This is a genomic window from Microbacterium sp. CR_7 (assembly GCF_041954755.1).
GTDB lineage: Bacteria > Actinomycetota > Actinomycetes > Actinomycetales > Microbacteriaceae > Microbacterium.
This window is the reverse complement of sequence record NZ_JAVAYF010000002.1, coordinates 366,112-384,263: the sequence shown is the minus strand read 5'-3', so window position 1 is coordinate 384,263 and position 18,152 is coordinate 366,112. Positions and strand designations below refer to the sequence as shown.

At 69.6% G+C, this 18,152-nt stretch carries 16 protein-coding genes; 10 read left to right on the top strand and 6 right to left on the bottom strand.

Annotated elements, in window-relative coordinates:
* The first annotated feature begins 118 nt into the window (after positions 1–118).
* Complete coding sequence (locus RAC81_RS05035) at positions 119–946, top strand: sulfite exporter TauE/SafE family protein (RefSeq protein ID WP_375081301.1); 828 nt, start codon at positions 119–121, stop codon at positions 944–946.
* Between the two features lie 107 nt (positions 947–1,053).
* Here the strand turns inward: RAC81_RS05035 and aspS are convergent, their stop codons facing one another.
* A complete protein-coding gene (gene aspS / locus RAC81_RS05030; protein ID WP_375081300.1) occupies positions 1,054–2,835 on the bottom strand; it encodes an aspartate--tRNA ligase in 1,782 nt (593 codons plus the stop codon).
* A gap of 116 nt (positions 2,836–2,951) precedes the next feature.
* On the opposite strand from aspS, the gene RAC81_RS05025 reads away from it, so the two are divergent.
* From RAC81_RS05025 to ccsB, 6 genes are all read left to right on the top strand, one after another.
* The gene (locus tag RAC81_RS05025; RefSeq protein WP_375081299.1) at positions 2,952–3,326 is read left to right on the top strand and encodes a DUF5684 domain-containing protein; all 375 of its coding nucleotides are present in this window, start codon (positions 2,952–2,954) and stop codon (positions 3,324–3,326) included.
* Between the two features lies 1 nt (position 3,327).
* Positions 3,328–3,957 carry a histidine phosphatase family protein gene (locus RAC81_RS05020; RefSeq protein WP_375081298.1) on the top strand — a complete coding sequence of 210 codons (630 nt, stop codon included), beginning with the start codon at positions 3,328–3,330 and terminating at the stop codon, positions 3,955–3,957.
* A gap of 151 nt (positions 3,958–4,108) precedes the next feature.
* A complete protein-coding gene (locus tag RAC81_RS05015; RefSeq protein WP_375081297.1) occupies positions 4,109–4,759 on the top strand; it encodes a TlpA family protein disulfide reductase in 651 nt (216 codons plus the stop codon).
* 16 nt (positions 4,760–4,775) lie between these two features.
* Positions 4,776–5,534, top strand: coding sequence for a cytochrome c biogenesis CcdA family protein (locus RAC81_RS05010; protein ID WP_375081296.1), 759 nt, complete (start codon positions 4,776–4,778; stop codon positions 5,532–5,534).
* A gap of 43 nt (positions 5,535–5,577) precedes the next feature.
* Positions 5,578–7,422, top strand: a complete 1,845-nt coding sequence (locus tag RAC81_RS05005; RefSeq protein ID WP_375081295.1) for a cytochrome c biogenesis protein ResB — start codon at positions 5,578–5,580, stop codon at positions 7,420–7,422.
* Between the two features lie 4 nt (positions 7,423–7,426).
* Positions 7,427–8,416 (top strand): c-type cytochrome biogenesis protein CcsB, encoded by a 990-nt coding sequence (gene ccsB, locus RAC81_RS05000; RefSeq protein ID WP_375081294.1) that lies wholly within the window; start codon positions 7,427–7,429, stop codon positions 8,414–8,416.
* Between the two features lie 27 nt (positions 8,417–8,443).
* Here ccsB and RAC81_RS04995 read toward each other — a convergent pair whose 3' ends face one another.
* The 3 genes from RAC81_RS04995 to RAC81_RS04985 form a co-directional block, all read right to left on the bottom strand.
* On the bottom strand, positions 8,444–9,028 hold the full coding sequence (locus tag RAC81_RS04995) for a 2'-5' RNA ligase family protein (protein WP_375081293.1): 585 nt from the start codon (positions 9,026–9,028) through the stop codon (positions 8,444–8,446).
* A 139-nt stretch (positions 9,029–9,167) separates the two neighbouring features.
* Positions 9,168–11,039, bottom strand: coding sequence for a YhgE/Pip domain-containing protein (locus tag RAC81_RS04990; RefSeq protein ID WP_375081292.1), 1,872 nt, complete (start codon positions 11,037–11,039; stop codon positions 9,168–9,170).
* The gene (locus RAC81_RS04985; protein ID WP_375081291.1) at positions 11,036–13,873 is read right to left on the bottom strand and encodes an MMPL family transporter; all 2,838 of its coding nucleotides are present in this window, start codon (positions 13,871–13,873) and stop codon (positions 11,036–11,038) included. Before RAC81_RS04985 ends, RAC81_RS04990 begins: the two co-directional genes overlap by 4 nt.
* Before the next feature lie 122 nt (positions 13,874–13,995).
* Between RAC81_RS04985 and RAC81_RS04980 the strand changes: the two genes are divergently transcribed.
* Positions 13,996–14,619, top strand: a complete 624-nt coding sequence (locus RAC81_RS04980; protein ID WP_375081290.1) for a TetR/AcrR family transcriptional regulator — start codon at positions 13,996–13,998, stop codon at positions 14,617–14,619.
* 19 nt (positions 14,620–14,638) lie between these two features.
* Here RAC81_RS04980 and RAC81_RS04975 read toward each other — a convergent pair whose 3' ends face one another.
* Both RAC81_RS04975 and RAC81_RS04970 read right to left on the bottom strand, forming a co-directional pair.
* Entirely contained in the window at positions 14,639–15,616 is a 978-nt protein-coding gene (locus tag RAC81_RS04975) for an o-succinylbenzoate synthase (RefSeq protein WP_375081289.1), read from the bottom strand.
* Positions 15,617–15,676: 60 nt separating this feature from the next.
* On the bottom strand, positions 15,677–16,696 hold the full coding sequence (locus RAC81_RS04970) for a GNAT family N-acetyltransferase (RefSeq protein ID WP_375081288.1): 1,020 nt from the start codon (positions 16,694–16,696) through the stop codon (positions 15,677–15,679).
* 93 nt (positions 16,697–16,789) lie between these two features.
* Here RAC81_RS04970 and RAC81_RS04965 point away from each other — a divergent pair, with 93 nt between their 5' ends.
* Positions 16,790–17,122, top strand: coding sequence for a PadR family transcriptional regulator (locus tag RAC81_RS04965; RefSeq protein WP_375081287.1), 333 nt, complete (start codon positions 16,790–16,792; stop codon positions 17,120–17,122).
* Position 17,123: 1 nt separating this feature from the next.
* On the top strand, positions 17,124–18,122 hold the full coding sequence (locus RAC81_RS04960; protein ID WP_375081286.1) for a permease prefix domain 1-containing protein: 999 nt from the start codon (positions 17,124–17,126) through the stop codon (positions 18,120–18,122).
* The last annotated feature ends 30 nt before the right edge of the window (positions 18,123–18,152 follow it).

Below are 18,152 nucleotides of genomic sequence, written 5' to 3'. Positions count from 1 at the left end.
GGTGCGGCGTGGTGCGCCGTCAGGACAGCTGTGCGCAGAGATGCAGGATGCCGGACACGAGGCCACTCGCCGCGGCTGGCGTCGCTGGTGCGGACGCGCGGTCTGACATCCTGGAGGGATGGACATCGGCAGTGTGCTCGGGCTGGAGCAGCTCACCTGGGGCACGCTGATCCTCATCGTCGTCGCGGCCTTCGCCGCCGGGTGGATCGATGCCGTCGTCGGAGGCGGGGGACTGCTGCAGCTCCCGGCGCTGCTATTGGTCCCGGGGATCTCGCCGATCCAGGCTCTCGCGACGAACAAGCTCGCATCGGTGTTCGGCACCGCGACGAGCAGCGTGACGTACTACCGACGCGCGAAACCGGACATCCGCACGGCGTTGCCGATGGCGGTGATCGCGCTCGCCGGATCCTTCGGCGGCGCGGCCGTCGCCACCGTGCTGCCGCCAGCGGCGTTCAAGCCCATCATCGTCGTCGCGCTGCTTGCGGTCGCGCTGTTCACGGCGTTCCGTCCGCAGATGGGGGCGGCCACGAAGCTGCGGTTCTCCGGGCACAGGCACCACATCATGGCGGGGCTGGCCGGGCTCGTGATCGGGTTCTACGACGGGCTCATCGGACCGGGGACGGGCACGTTCCTCGTGATCTCACTCGTCGCGCTGCTCGGCTACGACTTCCTGCAGGCGAGCGCGAAGGCCAAGATCGTGAACCTCGCCACGAACACGGGAGCGCTGCTGCTGTTCATCCCGCACGGTGCGGTGCTCTGGCTGCTCGGCGGCATCCTCGCGATCGCGAACGTCGCGGGCAGCTATCTCGGATCGCGGATGGCGATCTCCCGCGGCGCGACGTTCATCCGCGTCGTGTTCCTGCTCGTGGTCGTCGCGCTCATCGCGAAGCTCGGTGTCGACGTGTGGAACGAGAACATCGTCCCCGCGATCGCGTCGCTGCGCTGACCCGCGTCCGCGGTGGAGGAGACTCCGAAACGAGTTGGCACCCGTTGCCGGAATTCGCGAGGAGTTCCGGCAACAGGTGCCAACTGAAGAGGGGGCAGCGCGCCGGGTCAGGCCTCGGCATCCTCCGGCTCGAAGTCGACTCCGGCCTCCGCGCGCTGCTCCGGCGTGATGGGTGCGGGAGCAGCGGTGAGCGGGTCGAAGCCGTTGCCCGACTTCGGGAAGGCGATGACCTCGCGGATCGACTCGGTCTTCGACAGGTGCTGCAGCACGCGGTCCATGCCGAGCGCGATCCCGCCGTGCGGCGGGGCGCCGAACTTGAAGGCGTCGAGCAGGAAGCCGAACTGCTCCTCGGCCAGCTCGTCGCTGAGGCCCATGACCTCGAAGACCCGCTTCTGGATGTCTTCGCGGTGGATGCGGATGGATCCGCCGCCGAGCTCCGAGCCGTTGCACACGATGTCGTACGCGTAGGCGAGGGCGGAGCCGGGGTCGGTGTCGAAGGTGTCCTCGAACTCCGGCTTCGGACCCGTGAAGGCGTGGTGCACGGCGGTCCAGGCGCCGGCGCCGACAGCGACGTCGCCCGAAGCCACGGCATCCGCCGCAGACTCGAACATCGGGGCGTCGACGACCCACGTGAACGCGAACTCGTCGGGATTCAGGTACCCGAGACGGCGACCGATCTCGACGCGGGCGGCGCCGAGCAGCGCCCGGCTCTCCTTCGTGGCGCCGGCGGCGAAGAACACGCAGTCGCCGGGCTCGGCGCCGACGAACTCGGCGAGACCGGCCTGCTCGGCCTCGGACAGGTTCTTGGCGGCGGGGCCGCCGAGGGTGCCGTCCTCGTTGAAGAGCACGTACGCGAGACCGCGAGCGCCGCGCTGCTTGGCCCAGTCCTGCCAGGCGTCGAGCTGCTTGCGCGGCTGGCTCGCGCCGCCGGGCATGCGCACCGCGCCGACGTACTCTGCCTGGAAGACGCGGAAGGGCGTCTCGGCGAAGTACGCGGTCGCCTCGACGAGCTCGAGGCCGAAGCGCAGGTCGGGCTTGTCGGAGCCGTACTTCGACATCGCCTCGGCATAGGTCATGCGCGGCAGCGGGGTCTGCACCTCGACGCCGATCGTCTTCCACATCGCGACGACGAGGCGCTCCATGAGCGCGATGACGTCTTCCTGCTCGACGAAGCTCATCTCGATGTCGAGCTGCGTGAACTCCGGCTGACGGTCGGCGCGGAAGTCCTCGTCGCGGTAGCAGCGGGCGATCTGGAAGTACTTCTCGACACCGCCGACCATGAGCAGCTGCTTGAACAGCTGCGGCGACTGCGGCAGCGCGTACCAGCTGCCCGGGTGCAGGCGCGCCGGCACGACGAAGTCGCGGGCGCCCTCGGGCGTCGAGCGTGTGAGGGTCGGGGTCTCGACCTCGGTGAAGTCCTCGGCGTGCAGCACGTCGCGGATCGCCTTGTACACGTCGGAACGCAGACGCAGAGCGGATGCCGCGGCGGGGCGACGCAGGTCGAGGTAGCGGTACTTGAGGCGGGCCTCCTCGCCGACGTTCTCGGTCTCGGCGAGCGCCGTCGACACCTGGAAGGGCAGAGGAGCGGACTCGTTCAGCACGACGACGTCGGTGGAGATGACCTCGATCTCGCCCGTCGGGAGGTTCGGGTTCTCGTTGCCGTCGGGGCGACGGGACACCTCGCCCGTGACCTGGAGCACGAACTCGTTGCGCAGCGGGTGCGCGGTCTCCTCGTCGCGGATGACGACCTGGGCGATGCCCGAAGCGTCCCGCAGATCGATGAACGCGACTCCTCCGTGATCACGACGGCGATCCACCCACCCGGTGAGGGTGACGGTCTGGCCGATGTGCTCGGCTCGCAGGGAGCCGGCGGAGTGAGTGCGAAGCACGGAGGATTCCTCCTGATCTGGGAGATGGTGAACCCGCCCATTCTACGGGGGGAGCCATCGCCTCCCCGGCCCGCGGCATATCGGTCAGTAGGATCGCCACGACAGAAAGGCGCACCATGGACCGCAACGGCATCTCCGACCTGTACGCATCGATCTTCTCGGGAACCACGGGCCTCATCGCCCTCGTCTTCTACATCCTCGTCGTCATCGGCCTGTGGAAGGTGTTCACGAAGGCCGGATACCCCGGCATCCTCGCGATCATCCCCATCGTCAACGTCGTCTTCCTCGTGAAGATCGCCGGGATGTCCGGGTGGCTGGCGCTGCTCTACCTGATCCCGATCGTCGGCTTCATCTTCGGCATCGTCGTGGCGATCAAGCTCGGCGAGCGCTTCGGCAAGGGCGGGCTGTTCTCGTTCTTCCTTCTCTTCGTCTTCCCCTACATCGGCTACCTGATCCTGGGCTTCGGCGACTCGCGCTACAGCAGGGCCTGACGTGCCGGCGTCACGACTGCATCTCGTCCGTCACGGTGAGGTGCACAATCCTCGCCGCGTGCTCTACGGGCGGCTTCCCGACTACCACCTGAGCCGCGCGGGGCGGAAGATGGCGAGCGCGGCCGCCGAGTACGTCGCCGGACTCGACCGTCCGGTGAGCGGACTGTTCTGCTCGCCGCTCGAGCGCACCCAGGAGTCGGCTGAGCCTTTCGGGGAGCGCTTCGACCTCGTGCCCGAGATCGACGTGCGGCTGATCGAGCCGACCAACGTGTTCGAGGGCACGCAGATGAAGCGGTCTCTGCTCAACCCGTTGAACTGGTGGCATCTGCGACAGCCGTCGCTGCCGAGCTGGGGCGAGCCGTACGCCTCGATCGCCGAGCGGATGACGGGACTCATGGCCGAGGCCTGGAACGCCTCCGACGGGGGAGACCTCGTGATGGTGTCGCACCAGGCACCGATCTGGATCACCCACCTGCGCGTCGCGGGTCTGCCGCTGCGGCACGACCCACGCACCCGGCGCTGCGCGCTCTCGAGCGTCACGTCGTTCGAACTGGTCGGCGACGTGTGGCGCGAGGTCGGGTACGCCGAGCCCGCGGCGACGGGCGGCGCGGTCGACGTCGGGGCGGTCTGACGGAAGATCACCGCGTTTCGTCTCGCTCGCTCAACGGCCGCTTCCCCCCGGTCGTTGAGCGAGGAGCGCAGCGATGAGACGAAACGGGGCAAGGTTTCCGGCGCGCCTCCACCCGGCCGACGCATAGGAACCCGCGCGTAAACTGGGAATCGTGCCACTCGCCTCGACGGTTCGTCCGATCCGCAGCGGCCGCCCCTCCCGCATCCGGTCTTCTCGCCGTGCGGTCGGAGTCGCGCTCGCCGCGGTGCTCGCCATCGGTTTGAGCGCCTGCGCTCCCGACGCGGTCAGCGATTCCTTCCTCAGTGGAGACAACACCGGGTACGTGGCCGCCGACGGCGCGATCGTCGAGATCCCCGTCGCCCAGCGCGGGGAGCCCGTCGCCTTCGGCGGCGTCACGGAAGACGGTGAGAAGTTCGACTCGGCCGACATCGCCGGCAAGGTCACTGTCGTGAACTTCTGGTACGCGGGCTGCGCTCCCTGCCGCCTCGAGGCGAAGGATCTCGAGACCGTCTGGCAGGAGCAGGGTGGTGACGGCGTCGCATTCGTCGGCATCAACACCCGTGATCAGCCCGACACCGCCAAGGCGTTCTCGACGGAGTTCGGCGTGACGTACCCGAGCCTCATCGACGTCGACACGGCCGAGGCCAAGCTCGCCTTCGCCGAGGCCGTGCCGATCCAGGCGACCCCGACGACTCTGGTGCTCGACAAGCAGGGCAGGGTCGCCGCGAAGATCATCGGCCCGATCGACGGCACCTCCGTCCTCTCCACGCTCGTCAAGGACGCGCTGGCGGAGGACTCGTGAGCCCGGCGGGTGCGCCGTGAACCCCGAAGTCATCATCAACTCGGGCGCACTCTGGTTGGCGATCCCCGTGGCCATGCTCGCGGGGCTCATCTCGTTCCTGTCGCCGTGCGTGCTCCCGCTCGTGCCCGGCTACCTCGGTTTCCTCGGGGGCGCCGTGTCGCCGCGCCCTGCGCAGGGTGCGCAGCAGGTCGCCCCGGGTCGTGGTCGGCTCGTCCTGGGTGTGCTGCTGTTCATCCTGGGCTTCAGCGTCGTCTTCGTCGCGCTCACCTCGCTCGGCGGGGTGGCGAACGTCTTCCTGATCCGCTGGGGCGATCTCGTCACCCGCATCCTCGGCGCCGTCGTCATCCTCATGGGTCTCGTGTTCCTCGGCCTCTTCGGCTTCGCGCAGCGCGAGCTCCGCTTCCATGTCGACTCGAAGTACGGCGTGATCGGCGCACCGCTGCTCGGCATCGCGCTGGGCATCGGGTGGGCGCCGTGCCTCGGCCCTACGCTGACGGCGATCTTCGCCCTCTCCTTCAACGCCGGCGACCCGGTGCGGGCCGGCTTCCTCGGCCTCGCGTACTCGCTGGGTCTCGGCATCCCGTTCCTGCTCGTCGCCCTCGGGTTCGGGTGGGCGACGAAGACCATCGGCTTCCTGCGCCGCCACATCCGCGTCGTGAACATCATCGGCGGCGTGCTGCTGATCCTGCTCGGCGTGCTGATGGTGACCGGACTGTGGACCGACATCATGTCCCGACTCCAGGCGGTGATGAGCAGTGTCCTCCTCCCGCTCTGATCAGAAGACGCCAGACGAGAAGACGACGGATCGGAAGGATCCCGTGAGCACCAAGGCCAGCAGATCCAGCGATCCGCTCCGCCCGTCCGACCACATCGACGGCGAGGAGTCGATCACGCAGCCCCGCCTGGGGTTCGTGGGCTGGCTGCGCTGGGGCTGGCGTCAGCTCACCTCGATGCGCACGGCGCTCATCCTGCTGCTCGTGCTGGCGATCGCCGCGATCCCCGGATCGATCTTCCCGCAGCGCATGGCCGACCCGAACGGCGTCACGCAGTGGCAGCGCGACAACCCCGATCTCTTCCCCATCCTCGATGGGCTGAAGATGTTCGACGTGTACCTCTCGCCGTGGTTCTCGGCGATCTACCTGCTGCTGTTCACCTCGCTGGTGGGCTGCGTGATCCCGCGCATCAAGCACCACGCGAAGGCGCTGCGCGCCCGGCCGCCTCGTACCCCGGCGCGTCTGAAGCGGCTCGCCGACTTCCGCGCGGTCGAGCGCACCTCGACGGATGCCGCGGCCGACGCGTCCGCGACCATCGATGTCGCCCAGAAGCAGCTCAAGGCCCTCGGCTATCGCGTCGAGCGCTACGACGACAAGCGGTCGTCGTCGGTGTCGGCGGAGCGCGGCTACTGGCGCGAGACGGGGAACCTGCTGTTCCACCTCGCCCTGGTCGGTGTGCTCATCACGATCGGCGTCGGCGGTGGTTTCGCCTACACGGGCCAGCGCGTGCTGGTCGAGGGGGAGACCTTCGCGAACACCCTCCTCGACTACGACTCGATGAACCGCGGGCGCTTCGTGAGCGACGGAGCCCTGGCGCCCTACTCGATGCGCCTGGACTCGTTCGATGTGACCTACCAGCCGTTCGGAGAAGCAGGCTCCGGACAGGCCGGCGACTTCTCGGCCAACATGACGGTGCTGGAGAACGGCGACGAGCGCACGGGCGCCGTGAAGGTCAACGAGCCGCTCGCCGTGGCCGACGACAACGTCTTCCTGCTCGGCAACGGCTACGCGCCGACCATCACCGTGCGCAACGCGGACGGCGACGTCGTCTTCACGAACAGCACGCCCTTCTTGCCGCAGGACAACAACATGACCTCGCTCGGCGTGATCAAGATCCCCGACGGGCTCGCCGAGCAGATCGGTCTCGTCGGATTCTTCTACCCGACCACGGCGGTGCTCGACACCGGGGCCTTCTTCTCGGCCTATCCGGACCTGACCAACCCGACGCTCACGCTCGACGTGTACTCGGGCGACCTCGGCATCGACGACGGCGTGCCGCGCTCGGTGTACGTGCTCGACACCGAGGGGATGACGAAGGTCACCGGTCGGGGAACCGATCTCGAATCGATCGAGCTCGCCCCCGGCGAGACCGCCGACCTGCCGAACGGACTCGGCACGGTCACGTTCGACGACGAGTCGCCGGCAGGAGCGACGGACGCGTCGCAATCGGTCAAGCGCTTCGCGTCACTGCAGATCCACCGCGACGCCTCAGGACCCTGGGTGCTCGGGTTCGCGCTGCTCGCGCTCGGCGGCCTCATGCTCGCGCTGTTCGTGCCGCGCCGCCGGGTGTGGGTCAAGGCGACGCCGGTCGACGGGGGAGTCTCGCTGGAGTACGCCGGACTCGCTCGCGGCGAGGACCCGACGCTGGCGGCCGCGGTCGACGACCTCGTCGCGGGACACGCACGGCTTCTCGACGCGGCGGGCGTCACGACGGCGATTCCGGAGGCGGAGGCGGATGCTGACGACGACGCCGAGGGGTCCCACGACGATCGGCGCGTTTCGTCTCGCTCCGCTCGCTCAACGGGCGGTCCTGGTGACGTCTCCGACAGCTCCGCTCCCTCGACGACCGAACCCGACCGGCCCGCTTCCGACACCCCGAAAGTAGACTGACACCATGCTCGATCTCGAAGTGATCTCTCCCGTCCTGCTGTGGACGGCGATCGCGATCTACGCGGCGGCCTTCGTGGCTTACGCCTTCGACCTCGCGCGCCGCTCGCAGCTCTCCGCCGATGCGGCGAGCGTGCGGGAGTTCGAGCTCGTGGGCGCCTCCGCCGCGACGCGGGGCGGTGCGGTTGCGAAGGGCGGCGCCGCGGCATCCGGGTCCGGCTCCGCTCCGAAGCGGTTCGTCATGGCCCGCATCGGTACATCGCTCACGGTGCTCGCGTTCGTCTTCCACCTCGCCGCCACCCTCACGCGCGGCTTCGCCGCCGGGCGCGTGCCGTGGGCGAACCTGTACGAGTTCGCGATGATGGGCACCCTGCTGATCGTCGCGGTCTTCCTCGTCGTGCTGACCCGCGTCGACCTGCGCTTCCTCGGCACGTTCATGACCGGTCTGGTCGTGATCCTGCTGGGGCTCGCCGCGACGAACTTCTACGTCGAGGTCTCGCCCCTCATGGACCCGTTGAAGAGCGTGTGGCTCGTCATCCACGTGTTCGTGGCCTCGCTCGGCACGGCGTTCTTCGCGCTGTCGTTCGCGCTCTCGGTGATCCAGCTGATGCAGTCGCGTCGCGAGCGCCTGATCTCGGAGGGTGCCGAGAAGACCGGTCCCGGATTCCTGCGCACGTTCCCCGGCTCGGAGCGCCTCGAGAGCATGGCGTACCGGTTCACGATCATCGGCTTCATCCTCTGGACCTTCACCCTCATCGCCGGCTCGATCTGGGCGTACTACGCGTGGAGCCGCTTCTGGGGCTTCGACGTCAAGGAGACCTGGACCTTCGTGATCTGGGTGCTCTACGCCGGCTACATCCACGCGCGCGCGACCCGCGGTTGGCGGGGCAACCCCTCGGCGTGGCTGTCGATCGTCGGCTTCTCGGCCGTGATCTTCAACTTCACGATCGTCAACGTGTTCTTCAAGGGCCTGCACGCCTACTCCGGCCTGAGCTGACCCGCCCGGCGTACGACGCCCCGTGACTCAGCCCCCGAGTCGGATGACCTCGGCGTGCTCGATCCCGCCGACGTAGGAGACGAGTTCGATCTCGTCGATGGTCTCGGAGGGACGGTCGGCCAGATCCCGCACGGATGCTGTCGCGACGGCGTCCCATTCGTCCGGGGAGAGCGTCTTGCCGTAGACGACTGACAGGTGGAACGTCCAGTCCTCGAGGGCGAGTTCGCCGAGCCGTCGGAAGTCCGTCGCCTGTAGCGCGTCGGTCAGGCTCGCGTACGCGGCGACGAGTGCGGCGCTGCGCGCGAGCCGCAGGATCAGGATCTGCCAGGGCGCGGGGAAGACGTCGACGGCTTCGACGGTCACCTCGATCGGCGACTGCGTGGCTGCCCAATCGCGAACGAGTGCCGCAAGCGCCTCCCGTCGCTCCGGTTCGTAGAGCCCGCGCAGGGTCACGTGCCCCGTGTACGGGTGCCGGACGTCGGCGCGCTGCAGCGCGGCATCCTGCTCCCGCTCGTACAGCTCGGCCACCGCACCGGTCGGCCGCAGCACGAGGTACTGCTGCCCGTCGAGCGAGGCGAGCTGGTCGGGGGTGTCCATGAACGGCCGGCGCATGCTCCGATCGTACGGATGCGCAGCCATCCGCCCCGTCACATACGGACGCGGCCGGGAAACGGAGAGCGGATGCGGCCCTCGCGGCGTGTCGCGTCGCGACCCGCCGAGCAAGGGGCAGCGGGTCTGGGTTCTCCCGCGATCAGACGGTCGCGAGAGCCGCCTTCACCGACGTCGTGCGTCGGAGCGCGACCGCGAGCGTCGTCGCGACGAGGGCGAGCACGCCCCAGACGACGAGCGCGGCTGCGGCTGCTCCGTTCGCGGAGATCAAGCCGGAGAAGGCGGATGCCGTGGGCAGAGCGTCCCCGATCGCCGCGAGCCACTCGGGCACGGTCGACACGATCCCCGTGGCGATCGCGAGCACGCCCACGAGCGCCGCGACCCACCGGCCGACGCCGCCGAAGACGGCGACGAGCGCCTGATTCACCGCGGCGAAGGCGATCCCTGTGAGCACGGCCATCCCGGCGAACGCCCACCACGTCGCGGCGTCGTATCCGGCCACGATCTGCACGATCAGCGAGACGAGCACACCCTGACCGGCACCGATCGCCGCCGCCGGTGTGAAGGCGCGGAGCGCGAGTCCCGCCGATGAGCGACGCGATGTGAGGGCGCGGGCAGTGTGCGGGCGCAGCACGAGGAACGAGGCCAGCGCTCCGAACCACAGCACGACGGCGGTCAGCAGCGGGATCGCCGTCGGCCCGAAGATGGTGTCGCCCGCACCTTCGGCGGCCACCGGGTCGGCGATCACAGACGCGAGAGACGTCGACTCGGCGTCGCTGAACGAGGGGAGGGAGTCGGATGCCGTCCGCAGCCCTCCGGCGAGGTCGCCGGTGCCGGTGGCGAGACTGTCGAGGCCCGTCGTGAGCTCCGTGGCGCCCGTGGCGAGATCGGTCGCGCCGGTCGACAGCTGATCCGCTCCCGTGGCGAGGGTTCGCGCACCGGTGGCCGACTGCACGAGGCCCTCGTTGGCGAGCTGCGTGAGGCCGCTCGCGAGCTGTGAGGCTCCAGCGCCGGCCTGACTCATCTGCGGGGCGATGGTTCCGGGCAGCGCCGCAAGCTGCTGCACTCCCTTGTCGGTCTCGGTCGCGCCGGCGGCTGCGCCGGCCAGTTGTGCGCAGAACTCCGCCGACCCGCCCGAAGCCGTGCACCCGGCGGCGAGCTGCTGCAGACCGGCCGCCAGCTGAGACGATCCCTCCGCGACGAGCGCTGCACCGCTTGCCTGAGCCTGCAGCTGCTGCGCGCCGGCCGTGAGGCCCTGTCCGATGGTCGAGGCGCCCGCCGCCGCCTCGCGCGTCTTCGTCGTGAGCGTGTCGAGTCCGGAGGCGAGGGTCGTCGCGCCCGACCCGAGCTGCGAGGCACCGGATGCGAGCTGGGTCGCGCCATCGGGGATCGCCGCGGCGCCGGTGGCGGCATCCCGTGCTCCTGTCGCGAGCTGGTCGGCGCCGTCTGCGGCCTCGCCGATCTGGTCGCCGATCGTGGTGAAGCCGACGAGGATGTTGTCGGTCGTCGCCTCCGACAGCATGGTGCCCATGCTCGACGCGGCGACGTTCGCGATCTGACTGGTGATGAGATCGTCGGCGACGAGGCCGTCGTCGGGTGTGGTGACCCGGATCGTGGCCTGCTCGGCCGAGCCGCCGCCGTCGGAGATCGTCTGGCCCGCCGAAGTCGCGGCGGCGGAGAAGTCCTCTGGGATCGTGATCACGGCCTGATAGGTGCCGTCGGCCAGGCCGTCTGCGGCATCCTCCTCGTTCGATATCACCCAGGTGAGGTTCGAATCGAGGTCGTCGGACCCTTCGACGAGTCCTGACGCGAGCTGTCGACCCAGCGGGGTGACCTGTCCGTCGATCTCGACGGGCTCGTCGAGGTTCACGATCGCGGCGGTCATCGAGTCGAGACGCTCGGTCGGGTTCTGCAGCGCGGCGACGAGGATGCCTCCGATCGCTGCGGGCAGCAGCAGGATGCCGAGGATCGTCAGCCAGGTGAGCGAGCGGCGGGGTGTGAGCGAGCGGGTCATGCGTGCACCTCGGTCGTGGTGGTGGGTTCGGATGCCGGCTCGTGCCGACGCCCCTGCTCCTCGTGTACGCCCCGGTCGGTGGACGTGTCTGAGAGGGGGCCTCGACGCTCAGCAGGGGCGTCGAGGTCGATGAGAGAGGGCGCGGTGCGTTCGGCCGCCTTGAGCACGGCGAGCGCCGGCTCGGCGGCGAGTGCCGTGAGCACGACGGCGAGCGCCTGATCGGTGTCGCGCAGACGCGCGGCGAGCTGATCGCGCTCGGACGGGGAGAGCCGGTCGACGCCGTCGATCACGACGAGCGAGGGGCGCCCGCGCAGGGCCTCGGAGAGCTCGGATGCCGTGTCGCCGGCATCCGAGACGATCACCGCACCGACGTGCGCCCGCACCCACGCGGCTCGTCCCGGCAGCAGGTGGCCGGCGACGCGGAGGCGACCGCCGTCGGGGGTGATGCGTCCCGCGAGGGCGAGCGCGAGCACGCGCAGCGCGCCGGTCGACGATCCGGTCACGACGGCCGACCCGCGAGGCGGTACCCGCAGATGCAGGGCGCGGATGCCGGCATCCGAGATCGTGAGGTCGTCGGCGGCCACGACCGAGCCGTCGCCGGGCCAGTCGGCCAGGTGACGCTCGCGCTCGACCGCCTCGCCCTCGATATCGACGCTCGGCAGGATGCGTTCGAGCCAGGCCGGGATCTGCCAGGCGCGCTCGCCGAGGATCGCCATGAGCGCGGGGATCAGCGTCATCCGCACGAGGAAGGCGTCGATCGCGATGCCGGCCGCGAGGCCCAGCGCGATCGGCTTGAGCGAGGAGTCTCCTTCCGGCACGAACGCGACGAACACCGCGAACATGATGAGACCTGCGGCGGTGACGACCTTGGCCGAGCCGGTGAAGCCGCTGCGGACCGCGCGGAGGGCGGCTGCGCGTCGGGTGGCGCGGTCGGGGCTCTTGGCGTCCGGGTCGTGCACGTAGTCCTCGCGCATGCGCGAGACGAGGAACACCTGGTAGTCCATCGCGAGGCCGAACAGCACGCCCATGAGGATGATCGGCATGAAGCTGATGATCGGGCCGACCTTCGCGACGTGCAGGGCGTCGGCGAACCAGCCCCATTCGAACACGGCTCCGACGACGCCGAACCCGGCGACGATCGACAGCAGGTATCCGGCGGCGGCCGTCACCGGCACCCACAGCGAGCGGAAGACGATCGTGAGGAGGATGAGTGAGAGACCGATCACGAAGATGCCGAACGGCAGCAGGGCGTGACCCAGCTGGTCCGAGATGTCGATGCCGACAGCCGTGAAGCCGGTGACCTTGAGATCGATGCCGTACTCGTCGAGCCACTCGTCGTGGTGCGCACGGAGCTCTCGCACGAGGTCGGCTGTCGCGGGGTCGTCCGGAGCCGTCTCCGGAACGATCTGCACGATGCCGGTGTCGGCGGTCTCGTTCGGGGTGGCGAGAGCGACCTCCTTCACGCCGTCGATGGTCGCGACCTCGTCGCCGAGGTCCTGCATGAGGGTGAGCGGATCGGTGCTCGTGACGATCGTGCCGGTGAGGATCAGCGGCCCGTTGAATCCGGCCCCGAACTCGTCGGCGACCAGGTCGTAGCTCTGGCGCGCCTCGGAGTCCTTCGGGAGGACGCCCGCGTTGGGGAGGGCCAGGTTCAGGCTGAGCGCGGGGACGGCGACGATGCCCAGTCCGAGCACGACGGCGAGCGACACCAGGACCGGTCGCTTCGTGACTCCGGCGACCCACCGATCGCTGAAGCCGCGGCGGGGAGCCGGAGCCCGGCCCTTCTTCGCCTTCGGCTGCCTTCGCGGTCGTCCGACGACGCGCCCCTTCATGAATCCGAGCAGAGCGGGTGTGAGCGTCACGGCGATGGCCACGGCGATGGCGACGGCGACGGACGCGGCGATGCCCATCGTGGTGAGGAAGGGGATGCCGGCGAAGCCGAGCCCGATCAGGGCGATCAGCACGGTGACACCCGCGAACACCACGGCCGAGCCGGCGGTGCCCACGGCGCGCGAGGCCGACTCCTCGGGGTCGGTGCCGGCTCTCACCTGGTCCTGGTGTCTCGCCATGATGAACAGCGCGTAGTCGATGCCGACGGCGAGTCCGAGCATGAGCGCGAGCAGCGGGGTCGTCGAGGACACGGTGGCGAAGGCTGTGGCGGCGAAGATGCCGGCCATCGAGATGCCCACGCCGAGCACAGCCGTGAGGAGGGGCAGGCCCGCGACGACGAACGAGCGGAACGTCACGATGAGCACGAGCAGCGCGATCAGCAGGCCGACCGCCTCGGTGAGCGTGACTCCGGGGATCGACGTCGCGAACAGCTCGCCGCCGAGCGCGGTCTGCGAGCCGGAGGGGAGCTCGTCGGAGAGGTCGGCGACGACGGCGCGGAGATCGTCCTTCGTCTGGTCGTCGACGTCGCTGGACTGCCCCTCGAACTGCAGGCGGATGATGCCGGCGGTCTCGTCGTCGTTGACCATGCCGCTGACGTTCTCGTCGAAGGGCGAGGTCGCGGAGAGCACGGAGTCGTCGAGGTCGGCGAGCTTCTTGACGGCATCCTCGATGTCGGATCGGTACGGATCGTCGACGATCGAGTCGCCGTCTGCCGCGACGACGATGATCTGCGCGCTCGTGCCGCTCACCTGGGGGAACGAGCGGTTCAGCTGCTCGAGGCCCGCCTGCGACTCGGTCCCGGGGATCGAGAAGGTGTTGTCGGTCCCGGCGCCGAGCACGAGGGCGCCGGCACCGGCGAGCCCCAGCGCGAGCAGCCACGACACGAGGACGCGCCAGGGATGCCGGTACGACCAACGTCCGAGCGAGGACAGGAGTGTGGACACGGTGCTCCTCCGAGGATGCGGGTTGGATACACAGCTGTATCCAATACATAGTTGTATCGTAAAGTGATCCGGACGCCGAAGTCTGTGGACGAGGTGTGAGAATGAGGGGTCAGGAGGATTCGATGACGACGACCGCCACTCGGAGCAGGGAGAACACCCGCGCCCGTCTGCTCGACGCCGCCGCGCAGGTGTTCGCCGAGGTCGGGCTCGAAGGCGCATCCGTCGAGACGGTGTGCGAGCGTGCGGGCTTCACGCGCGGCGCCTTCTACTCCAACTTCGAATCGAAGGACGAGCTGTTCCTCATGCTCGCCGGCCGGGTCGCCGAGCAGCGGGTCGAGGCGGTGCGCGCCCGCGTCGACGAGATCGCCGCCGACGGGGGCCTCGTCGAGGACTGCGACCCCGTCGACCTCGTGCAGCAGATCATGGACGCCGGGAGCGACGACCGCCTGAACGTCATGCTCATGAGCGAGATCCGCATCCGCGCCCTGCGCGACGCGCAGTTCGGCGCGGCCTACCTCGCCCAGGAGCGCGAGATGGTGGCGAGCATCGCGACGATCGTGTCGGACATCGTCGACGCGAGTTCGCTCGAGCTGCGGGTCCCCGCCGACGCCGCCGCACGCATGCTCATGATCATCTGGGAGGGCATGACCGTGCGCGGCGCGATGGCCGGTCACGACGCCGAGCAGCTGCGTCGCTCCGGCAGCGAGGAGCTCGGCCGGCTCGTGCAGCTCCTGCTCGCGGAGTGACCGCGCGGCCCTCGCGGACTCAGTCGGCGGCGAGCAGCTCGTGGCAGCGGCGCAGGCGGTCGAGCCACCAGTCGCGGCGGTCGGCGGGGGCCGCGAGGCGGCCGAGCGCCGCAGCATCGGGGGCGACGCGTCCCGCCGGGATCGCGCCGTCGACCGGGCGACGGTCGGCGACGTCGTCGAGGAAGAGGGATGCCGTGCCGAGCCCGCAGTCGTAGTCCAGCGTCGGAAGGGCGGCGGCGAGCGCTGCTCCCTGTGACAGGCCGATCGCGGTGTCGAGAGCGCTCGACACGACCACGGGGAGCCCTGCCGCAGTGACGATCTGCAGGGCGTGGGTGATGCCGCCGAGCGGCTGCGCTTTGACGACCAGCAGGTCGGCGGCTTCGGCGCGCGCCACGGCCAGCGGGTCGGATGACTTGCGCACGCTCTCGTCGGCGGCGACAGGGATTCCCATGTACTTCACGCGCGCGCGGAGCTCGGCGAGTTCCGGAACGGTCGCGCACGGCTGTTCGACGTACTCGAGGTCGTACTCGGCCAGGGCGTGCACGGCGTGCTCGGCCTCGTCGACGTTCCACAGTCCGTTCGCGTCGACGCGGATGCGGCCCTCGGGCCCCATGGCCTCGCGCACGGCACGGACCCGGGCGGCGTCGTCGGCGAGCGACTGACCGGGCTCGGCGACCTTGACCTTCGCCGTGCGGCATCCCGTGAAGCGGCCGAGCACTTCCGACACGCGAGCCGCCTCGATGGCGGGCACGGTCGCATTCACGCGGATGCTGTCGCGCACTGGTGCGGGCTGCGGCCGCCACGCGAAGTCGATGCCGGCGCTCAGCCAGGTGGCCGCCTCCGCGTCGTCGTATTCGACGAACGGCGAGAACTCCGCCCATCCCTCCGGGCCCTCGAAGAGCAGCGCCTCCCGGGTGTCGACTCCTCGGAAGCGGGTGTGCATCGGGAGGGCGACGACCCGGGCGGAGTCGAGCAGGTCTGCGAGCGGCGGGATCATGTGCCCATTCTGCTCTGCGGCAGCGCTCATGCGAGGTATCGGCTTTCGTGGGTCGGGCGCTCAGCCCAGCACCTTCTGCAGTTCGCCGAGGCGCTCTGCGGGATGGAACCCGAGCGCGGTGTTGACCGCGAGCATGTGCGTGTTCGACTCCGCGTTGAAGGTGTAGACCGCCGTCACCTCGGGCGCCTGGGTCTCCAGCATCCGCAGGTTCGCGAGCTTCACGGCGAGGCCCAGTCGGCGGCCCCGGTGCGGAGTCCGCACGAGCGTGCCCCACTGGTAGGCGTTTCCGTCATCGGTCGAGACCACGAGCTGGGAGTACGCGGCGGCGGAACCATCGGGCGCGAGCGCGATCGTGCCGAACGAGAGACGCCGTTGACGCTCGATCAGGTCATCGCTCTCACGGATGCTCGCGGAGTCCGGCGCCTGTTCCTCGATGTGCTTGTCGCCGACGGGCGCCTCGGTGTCGAGGGATGCGTCGAGGATCGCCCAGCGGTCGATGAGGTCCTCGGGGACGCGCCCCGTCCAACTCCGAATCCCGTAGGCCGGGGTGGCTGCCGCGACGGCATCCTCCAGGGGGCGAAGCGCGGAGCGGTCGGTGGGCAGATCGAGGCGGCTCATGACGTCGCCGAGCGCGAGCGTGTAGCCGTGGCGGCGAGCGAACTCGCGGCCCGGTGATCCCGCGCCGTCGATGCCGAGGGAGTGAGGCCACGCCGCAGCGGCATGGGCGGTGGTCCGTCCGGCTGCGACGGCTTCGTCTTCGAGCAATCCGAGTGCGCGGGATCCGACTCCCCGACGGCGATGCGCGAGGGGAACGCTGACCTGGAGGCGTGCCAGGTGCGTGTTGTCCTTGAGGGGGAGCGCGAGGCTGGCGGACCCGACGAGCGACTCGCCGTCGCAGACGAGGTACGCGCGTCGGTCGACCGTGGCGGACTTCTGCTGGAGCTCGGCGCGTGACTCCTCGAGAGTCCAGACGACTGCGTCGGCACCGCGGTCGGCACGTTCCGCAGCGGCATAAGCACCCCACCATGCGTCCACTGCCGTGGTGTCGAGCGGATTCACGCGGCGCAGGGTGAAGGGCATGGCTCCACGCTATCGAGTCGCCGAATCGGGAGCGCGCGCCACCCATCTATGTGTCATTGACAATGATGTGTAACACACACTAATGTCATCCGCATGAACGAGACGCTCGACACCCACCTGCAGGAGCTGCGGCGCGGCACGGTGGTGCTGGCCTGCCTGCAGCTGCTTCGTACAGCGGGATACGGCTACGGCCTGCTCGAGCAGCTCGACGCCCGCGGGTTCGCCACCGATGCGAACACGCTCTACCCGCTGCTGCGCCGTCTCGAGAAGCAGGGGTACCTCACGAGCGAGTGGAACACCGACGAGGCTCGGCCGCGCAAGTTCTACCGCACCTCCGAAGCCGGAACCCGGCTCGCCGACACACTCACCGACGAATGGCGCGCACTCACCGCGGCCATCGCCTCTCTCACCGCAGAGGAGAACTGACATGCCCAGCACCAGCACCGCCACCCTCACCGAGCGCTACATCAGCGCGACCGTCCGCAGCCTGCGCCCCGAGGCGCAGGACGATGTGCGGGCCGAGCTCGAAGCATCCATCGCCGATGCCGTCGAAGCCCGACGTGAGCAGGGCGAGGATCTTCGCGCCGCAGAGCGCGCTGTGCTCACCGATCTCGGTGACCCGGGCATCCTCGCGGCCGGGTACGCCGATCGTCCGCTCCACCTCATCGGACCCAAGTACTACCTGACGTGGTGGCGACTGCTGAAGATCCAGCTCTGGATCGTGCCGACGTTCGCGGCCATCGGCGTCGCGCTCGCGAAGATCCTCGAGTTCGCGACCATCGGGGAGACGATCGGCGCCGTGGTGGTCGCGATCATCATGTCGATCGTGCACGTCGGCTTCTGGACCACGCTCGTCTTCGCGGTGCTGGAGCGCACGGCGACCGACGCCGGAGCGACGTGGACCGTCGACCAGCTGCCGGAGCCCACAGACGAGGGCGCGGGGCGCAGCGAGGTCATCGGCTCGCTCGTCTTCCTGGCGCTCGCGGCCGGGGCGATCCTGTGGGATGCGCTGCGCGGATTCGTCCGCGACGACGGAGTGCCGGTGCCGATCCTCAACCCCTCTCTGTGGCCGGTCGGCATGACGGTGCTTCTGGTCCTCATGCTCGCCGAGGCGGCCCTGGCCATCGTCATCCGGCGGCAGCGTCGGTGGACGGTCGGCGCCGCGATCGTCAACACGATCCTCGCGGTGGCCTTCGTCGTCCCGGCGATGTATCTGCTGCTCTCGGGAGACCTGGTCAATCCGGGGTTCCTGCAGTATCTCGCCGTGGAGCACGCGGCGGAGATGGCGCAGGCCGACGCGGGGGCGGCGGAGCAGGGCGGAGTACTCCGCATCCTCTCGGTCATCCTCGGCGTGGTGATCGTCGGCAGCGGCCTCTGGGACATCGTCGACGGCTGGATCAAGGCGCTGCGCGCTCGCCGCTCGTGAGCGGCGGGCCCGTGTCCCGGTCGCACTTCG